Source organism: Streptomyces sp. NPDC057617 (assembly GCF_042800555.1).
Lineage (GTDB): Bacteria > Actinomycetota > Actinomycetes > Streptomycetales > Streptomycetaceae > Streptomyces.
Genome location: NZ_JBHVGV010000017.1, coordinates 129,545 through 136,650, shown reverse-complemented (window position 1 = coordinate 136,650; position 7,106 = coordinate 129,545). Strand labels below are relative to the sequence as shown.

At 69.1% G+C, this 7,106-nt stretch carries 8 protein-coding genes; all 8 read left to right on the top strand.

The annotated features are described in order from the left end of the window. Positions 1–154 precede the first annotated feature (154 nt). The 8 genes from ACFU9P_RS31820 to ACFU9P_RS31785 all read left to right on the top strand — a co-directional run bounded on the left by ACFU9P_RS31820 (position 155) and on the right by ACFU9P_RS31785 (position 7,105). The gene (locus ACFU9P_RS31820) at positions 155–811 is read left to right on the top strand and encodes an HAD family hydrolase (protein WP_384087553.1); all 657 of its coding nucleotides are present in this window, start codon (positions 155–157) and stop codon (positions 809–811) included. A 55-nt stretch (positions 812–866) separates the two neighbouring features. Next, positions 867–2,099, top strand: a complete 1,233-nt coding sequence (locus ACFU9P_RS31815; protein WP_384087550.1) for an MFS transporter — start codon at positions 867–869, stop codon at positions 2,097–2,099. Continuing rightward, entirely contained in the window at positions 2,068–3,240 is a 1,173-nt protein-coding gene (locus ACFU9P_RS31810) for an acetoin utilization protein AcuC (protein ID WP_384087547.1), read from the top strand. The genes ACFU9P_RS31815 and ACFU9P_RS31810 overlap by 32 nt, the downstream gene beginning before the upstream one ends. A gap of 159 nt (positions 3,241–3,399) precedes the next feature. Beyond that, positions 3,400–4,215, top strand: a complete 816-nt coding sequence (locus tag ACFU9P_RS31805) for a phosphatase (protein ID WP_384087544.1) — start codon at positions 3,400–3,402, stop codon at positions 4,213–4,215. Between the two features lie 127 nt (positions 4,216–4,342). Then, on the top strand, positions 4,343–4,555 hold the full coding sequence (locus tag ACFU9P_RS31800; protein ID WP_014046653.1) for a helix-turn-helix domain-containing protein: 213 nt from the start codon (positions 4,343–4,345) through the stop codon (positions 4,553–4,555). 105 nt (positions 4,556–4,660) lie between these two features. Further along, positions 4,661–4,759: a 30S ribosomal protein bS22 gene (locus ACFU9P_RS31795; RefSeq protein WP_003948845.1), complete on the top strand. Its 99-nt coding sequence runs from the start codon at positions 4,661–4,663 to the stop codon at positions 4,757–4,759. Between the two features lie 188 nt (positions 4,760–4,947). Next, positions 4,948–5,994 carry an NAD-dependent epimerase/dehydratase family protein gene (locus tag ACFU9P_RS31790; RefSeq protein ID WP_384087541.1) on the top strand — a complete coding sequence of 349 codons (1,047 nt, stop codon included), beginning with the start codon at positions 4,948–4,950 and terminating at the stop codon, positions 5,992–5,994. 1 nt (position 5,995) lies between these two features. Beyond that, positions 5,996–7,105, top strand: a complete 1,110-nt coding sequence (locus ACFU9P_RS31785; protein WP_384087539.1) for a lysophospholipid acyltransferase family protein — start codon at positions 5,996–5,998, stop codon at positions 7,103–7,105. Position 7,106 lies beyond the last annotated feature (1 nt).

Sequence of the window (7,106 nt, the reverse complement as noted above, 5' to 3'; positions counted from 1 at the left end):
ACCCGGAAGCTAAGCCTTACAGCGCCGATGGTACTGCAGGGGGGACCCTGTGGGAGAGTAGGACGCCGCCGAACAAACTTTATAAGGAATGCCCTGTACCAGGACTCTGGTACAGGGCATTTCTGCGTTTACGGCCTGCGTCTAAGGTCGAAGTATGCGCTACGAACTGATCATTTTTGACAATGACGGCGTCCTCGTCGACAGCGAGCCCCTCTCCAACACCATCCTCGCCGCCTATCTCACCGAGCTGGGGCACCCCACCTCGTACGAGGACTCCCTCCGCGACTACATGGGAGCCGCCGTCCATCGCGTCCACGACCTCATCGAGGAGCGCACCGGCCGCTCTCTTCCCGCGGACTTCGACGACACCCTCCACGCCCGCGTTTTCGCGGCTTTCGAGCGGGAGTTGGAGCCCGTCGAAGGGGTGGTCGAGGTGCTGGGGAAGCTTGCCGCGGACGGTGCGCCGTACTGCGTCGCCTCGTCGGGGAGCCATGAACGTATCCGCGTAGGGCATCGCAAGACCGGGCTCGACCGCTGGTTCGAGGACCGGGTCGTCTTCAGTGCGCAGGATGTCGGGCGGGGCAAGCCGGCGCCGGATCTCTTCCTGTACGCCGCCCAGCGGATGGGTGTTGCCCCCGGGCGCTGTGCCGTCGTGGAGGACAGCCCGCTCGGAGTCGCGGCGGCCCGGGCGGCCGGTATGGATGTGTACGCGTTCACGGCGATGACGCCGGCCGAGAAGCTCGCCGGCGCCACCGCGTACTTCTCCGCCATGGCGGAACTGCCCGGCCTCCTTGGCCGATCCATTGCCTGATCCAGGGGCCGATCCATCTATTCACGGGTAGGGGAGCGCCCTACGCTGTCCGGCCATGACAGACACGGCGGACGCGGAGGGGCCTGCTCGGCTGCGGCGCGGCCGGGTCTCGCTGGCGCTGAGCTTCTTCGTCCAGGGCGCGACGTTCGCCCTGCTCGTGACCCGTATCCCTGCCATCCAGGACCGGTACGGGGTGTCCGACGGGCTGCTCCCCCTGTTTCTCGCCGCCGTTCCTGTCCTCGCCGGCGTCGGCAGTGTCGCCACAGAGAAGCTGGTCGCGCGGGTGCGGCCGACGGTGGTGCTGCGGTGGGCCCAGCCCGTTGTCCTGCTCGCGCTGCTCGGCGTCGGGGCCGGCGACGCGGTGTGGCAGCTCGCCATCGCTCTTGGGGTGTTCGGTCTCGCGGTCGGGGCGCTCGACGCGTCCATGAACATGCTCGGGGTGAGCCTTCAGCGGGCGTACGGGCGCAGCATCATGCTGGGTTTTCACGCCGCGTACAGCCTGGGCGGTATCGCCGGGGCCTCGCTGGCATGGGCGGGGGCGCACTGGCATCTGCCGCTGCTCGTGTCGTACCTCCCGGTGGTGGCGGTGCTGCTGCCGGCGGCGCTGGCCGGAAGCCGCTGGTACGCGGACGCCGCCCGTGAATCCGGAGCCGAAAAGGCGGAAGGCGATCGTGGCGGTGCCGCCAGGCCGGTGGTGTTCCGGCTGTTGCTGCCGCTCTGTCTGGTGATGGCCTTCGCCTATATCGGCGACTCCACCGTGTCCAACTGGAGTGCCAAATACCTTCAGGATGTGCTGGGCGGTTCGGAGGAGCTGGCGACCGTTCCGTACAACGCCTATATGGTCACCACACTGCTGGGGCGTGCGGTGGGGGATCTGGGGGTGCGGCGGTTCGGTCCTGTGGCTGTTGTGCGGTGCGGGTCGCTGCTGGCCGGGGCCGGGTTCGGGCTGGTGGCGCTGGCGTCCGGTGCCTGGGTGGGGATCCTGGGGTTCACGGTGCTGGGGCTCGGGCTGTGTGTGATCGTGCCGCAGACGTTCGCGGCGGCCGGGCGACTGTTTCCCGCCTCCAGCGACGCCGCTGTCGCGCGGCTCAATGTCTTCAACTATGTGGGGTTTCTGGTGGGATCGCCGCTGGTGGGAGCGGTCGGGGACGCGTGGAGCTACCGCGGCGCGATGCTCGTACCGATGGTGATGGTTCTGGTGACTCTGGCGTACGCCCGCTCGTTCGGGGCGGATCCGGCCCGATACGGTGGCGGGCATGAGCGTTCGCGCGCGGTTGATGTGGGATGACGGGGTAACGGGATACGACTTCGGGTCCAGCCATCCGATGGATCCGGTACGGCTCTCGCTGACCATGGGGTTGGTGCGGGCGTACGAACTGGACAGAGCGGTGGAGGTGACCTCCGCGCCGGTGGCCGGGGACTCGACACTGCGGCTGGTCCACGACCAGGAGTATGTGGACGCGGTACGGCGGGTCTCGCTCGACCCGCGGGCCGCTGACGGATCGTACGGGCTCGGCACGATGGACGATCCGGCCTTCGAGGGGATGCACGAGGCCTCGGCGCTGATCGCCGGGCTGTCGGTCGGCGCGGCCGAGGCGGTGTGGCGCGGGGAGGCGGCGCACGCCGTCAACTTCGCGGGCGGGCTGCACCACGCCATGCCGGGGTCGGCGTCCGGGTTCTGTATCTACAACGACGCGGCCCTGGCGGTGGCCCGGCTGCTGGAGCTGGGCGCGGAGCGTGTCGCGTACATCGATGTGGATGTGCACCACGGCGACGGGGTCCAGACGGCGTTCTGGGACGATCCGCGGGTTCTGACGATCTCGCTGCACGAGCATCCGCGGACTCTGTTTCCGCAGACGGGCTGGGCGGAGGAGACCGGCGGCGGTGCGGGCGAGGGCAGCGCGGTGAATGTGGCGCTGCCGGCCGGGACCGGGGACGAGGGCTGGCTGCGGGCGTTCCACTCGGTGGTGCCCGAACTGCTGGCGGACTTCCGGCCCGAGGCGCTGGTCACCCAGCACGGCGCGGACACGCACTTCGACGATCCGCTGGCGCATCTCGCGGTGTCGCTGGACGCGCAGCGCGCGGTGCAGGCGTCGTGCCATGAGCTGGCGCACGAGTATGTCGAAGGCGGGCGGTGGGTGGCGCTCGGCGGCGGCGGTTACGCGGTGGTGGATGTGGTGCCGCGTTCCTGGACGCATCTTGTGGGGATCGCGGCGCACGCGCCCGTCGACCCCGAGTCCGAGGTGCCGGAGTCGTGGAAGAGCCAGGTGTACGCGCGGACACGGCAGTTGGGGCCCGGGCGGATGACGGACGGGCGGACGCCGACCTGGCAGCCGTGGGAGGCCGGGTACGATCCGGCGGACCGGCTGGATCAGGCGGTGCTGGCGACTCGGAAGGCGGTGTTCCCGCTGCGGGGGCTGCTGCCGTAGGCGCGGCTCCTCCGGAGAAATGGCGGGCGAAAAGGCGGGACAAGAGGCCGGGGGAACGGCCCGCCCGGCGTTCGGTGGCCCGTCCGTCCGTTACGCCAACTGTGGGGTGTACGCGGGGTTCCGGCCCGGGCGGGCGCCGGACGCGGAAGCATCGGCAGGGTGTTGAGCACCGGAGCGCTGCGGGCGCATCTGCTGGCGGCCGGTCTGGCCGGGCCCGTGGCGACCTCGCGCGAGGACAGCCTGCGCAGCTACCGTCTCTTCGCCGCGAGGGATCCGCGTGTCATGCTCGGTCTCGATCCCGAAGGGGCATGGGGCGAGCGGGATGTGCTCGGTCTGATGGCCGACAGGTGCGGGGTGTCGCGCGATCCCGGCCGGGTGACGGGCACTGACGCGATCGACCCCGAGCTGACGCTGTGTGCGCTGGACGCGTTCGCGGGGCGGCTGCGCGCGGCCGTGGAGTGCGGGGCTCCGGTGCTGCTGGGGACGGGGCACCCGGGCCGGCTGCTCGGTTTCTACGCGGCCCTGGCAGACGCTTTGTCGGCGGCGGGATGTCTCGTACTCACCCCGGCGCAGGGGCGATGTATCGACATAACGACCCGGTTCGGCGTACGCACGTACCGCCTGGACTACGTACGAGGCGTCGCGCTGGTGCGGAAGGCGGGCGTGCGGAGTGGCGGGCGTGAGACCGGCGCACATACCCGCTCGCCGCTGCCGGTTCGGGTCGCTCTGGACGGTCTGGCGCGGTCCGGCGGGCCGCTTCCCGGACTGGTCGTCGGGGATCACGGATGGGTCTGCGGAGCAGGTCAGCTCGGCATTGAGGCCATCGGTCCTGCCGATACGGATGATCCAGCGCTGTTCGTCGGAGAGGCCGAGGGGCGCGTGTCGGTGGCCGTTCCGCTCTGGGGAGGCGCGCGGTCGCCCTACTACCTGCCGCTGACGCGCTATGTACTCAATCGGGCGTGTCTGTCACAGTAGGCGGCCGGAGGCTGCTCCTCTTCCCCACTCGTATCACCCGCCCCTAGTCTGGATGTGAGCGCACAGCGACGAAGAGTTACCGGAGGGGAAGCCGGTGGCCGTCGGGTGCGGAAGGTACAGGTGGGTCATGGCTGCTGGCAGCGAGAGGCCTCTCAACGAGGTCAAGTTCCTTACCGTGGCGGAAGTCGCCTCGGTGATGCGAGTGTCGAAGATGACCGTGTACCGCTTGGTGCACAGCGGTCATCTGCCGGCGATCCGGGTGGGCAGGTCATTCCGGGTTCCGGAGCAAGCGGTTCACGAGTATCTCCGCGAGTCCTTTGTGGGGGTTGAGTCCGCCTAGGGCTCGGATTACGTCTCTCACTCGGTGACGGGTAGGCTGGGCCGACGTAGGTCGTGTGGGCCCAGACGCCCCGCACCGAGTGAAGAGAAGTGAGCGAGGGTAGTCGTGGGCTCTGTTATCAAGAAGCGGCGCAAGCGGATGGCCAAGAAGAAGCACCGCAAGCTGCTCAAGCGCACCCGTGTTCAGCGTCGCAACAAGAAGTAGCGGCAGCTGTTCGCGCATTCGCGGCCCTTCCACCGGCTCGGTGGGAGGGCCGTGGTGTTTGCCGGTAAAAGTACTGTGCGACGCGTCGTACGGTCGTCGCCGCGTTATACCGACCCGCTACGGTGACGCGTAGGGAGACCTTCGGGGAGTCCTTCAGGGAGAGCTTTTCTAGCGGAAGGCGCTGATTCGTGGGCAAGGTCGTGCTCGTGACGGGAGCGGCCCGGCAGCTCGGAGGCCGTTTCGTACGGCGTGTTCAACGCGACCCCGGTGTCGAGCGGGTGATCGCGGTGGACGCGGTCGAGCCCGCTCATGAGCTGGGCGACGCGGAATTCGTCCGTGCCGATATCCGCCGGCCCGCCATCGCCCGGGTGCTGGCCGAGCATCCCGTCGACACGGTCGTGCATATGGATGTGACGGGTACTCCGCTGGGCACGGGCGGCCGGGCCACGGTCAAGGAGACCAATGTCATCGGCACGATGCAGCTCCTGGGCGCCTGTCAGAAGTCGCCGTCCGTGAAACGGCTGGTCGTCAAGTCCAGTACGAGTGTGTACGGATCGGCGCCCCGCGATCCGGCGGTTTTCACCGAGACCACCCCGCCCAAGTCGCTGCCGAGCGGCGGCTTCGCGAAGGACGCGGTGGAGGTCGAGGGGTATGTACGGGGCTTTGCGCGGCGCAGGCCCGATGTGGCGGTCTGCGTACTGCGTTTCGCGAACATCCTGGGGCCCGCGGCCGATTCCCCGCTCGCCGAGTATTTGTCGCTGCCGGTTCTGCCGACGGTTTTCGGTTATGACCCGCGGCTCCAGTTCGTCCATGAGGACGATGTCCTCGACGTACTGATGATCGCGTCGGACGAGCCGCGGCGCGGCACGCTGAACAGCGGGACGTTCAATGTCGCCGGGGAGGGGGTGCTGCTGCTGTCGCAGTGCTCGCGGCGGCTGGGGCGGCCGACGGTGCCGGTGCCGCTGCCCGCGGTGACCTGGGTCGGTACGGCGCTGCGCACGGTGGGGATGACGGATTTCTCGCCGGAGCAGATCAGGCTGCTGACCCATGGCCGGGTGGTGAGTACGGACCAGATGCGCGAGACACTGGGTTTTGAACCGACGTACTCGACCATGGAGGCCTTCACGGACTTCGCGCGCGGCCGGGGCGCCGGGCTGCTGCCGCCGGAGGCGGTGGCCCGTACGGTCGACCGGCTTGACCATCTCGCCCGTCTCGTCAGCAAGGAGCGCACCTGACATGCCTGATGCCAAGGTCATCCCCTTCGGTGATGAGCCGCGGTCGAGGCGTGGCTCCGGCAGCGGCCGGCGGCAGCACGCGCAACACGCCAAGGAGGCGGCGGCGAAGCGCGCGGGCCAGGGCGCGGGCGGCGGTACGGCTTCGGGGGCCGGGGCGGGATCGGGTGCGGGGCGTACGGCGGGTCCGCTGAAGCCCGTACCGGAGCACGACGTACGGGAGCGGGATGTGCGCGAGCAGGACCAGGAGCGCGAGCCGGAGCAGGGCGGCGGAGACGGCTGGGAGCGGCGGATCGCGGGCGGGCTGGCGTTTCTGCGCCGCCGGCTCACGGGGGAGTACGAGGTCGACGAGTTCGGCTACGACAAGGAACTCACCGACCAGGTCCTGATGTCGCTGATCCGGCCGTTCTACGAGAACTACTTCCGGGTCGAGGTGAAGGGCATCGAGAACATCCCGTCGGAGGGCGGGGCGCTCGTGGTGGCCAATCACTCGGGGGTGCTGCCGCTGGACGGGCTGATGATGCAGGTCGCCGTCCATGACAACCATCCGGCGGAGCGGCATCTGCGGCTGCTCGCGGCCGATCTGGTCTTCATGCTGCCGGTGGTCAATGAGCTGGCGCGGAAGGCCGGGCACACCTTGGCGTGCGCGGAGGACGCGGAACGGCTGCTGGTGCGTGGCGAGGTCGTCGGGGTGATGCCGGAGGGGTTCAAGGGCATCGGGAAGCCGTTCGGTGACCGCTACAAGCTCCAGCGCTTCGGGCGCGGCGGGTTTGTGTCCACGGCGCTGCGGGCGGGGGTGCCGATCGTGCCCTGCTCGATCGTGGGGGCGGAAGAGATCTATCCGATGATCGGCAACGCGCGGACGCTGGCGCGGCTGCTGGGCATTCCGTACTTCCCGATCACACCGACGTTTCCCTGGCTGGGGCCCTTGGGCGTGCTGCCGCTGCCGACGAAGTGGACGATCCAGTTCGGCGAGCCGATCGCGACGGACGGCTATCCGCCGGAGGCGGCGGACGATCCGATGCTGATGTTCAATCTGACGGATCAGGTACGGGAGCAGATCCAGCACACGCTGTACAAGCTGCTGGTGCAGCGCCGCTCGGTGTTCTTCTGAG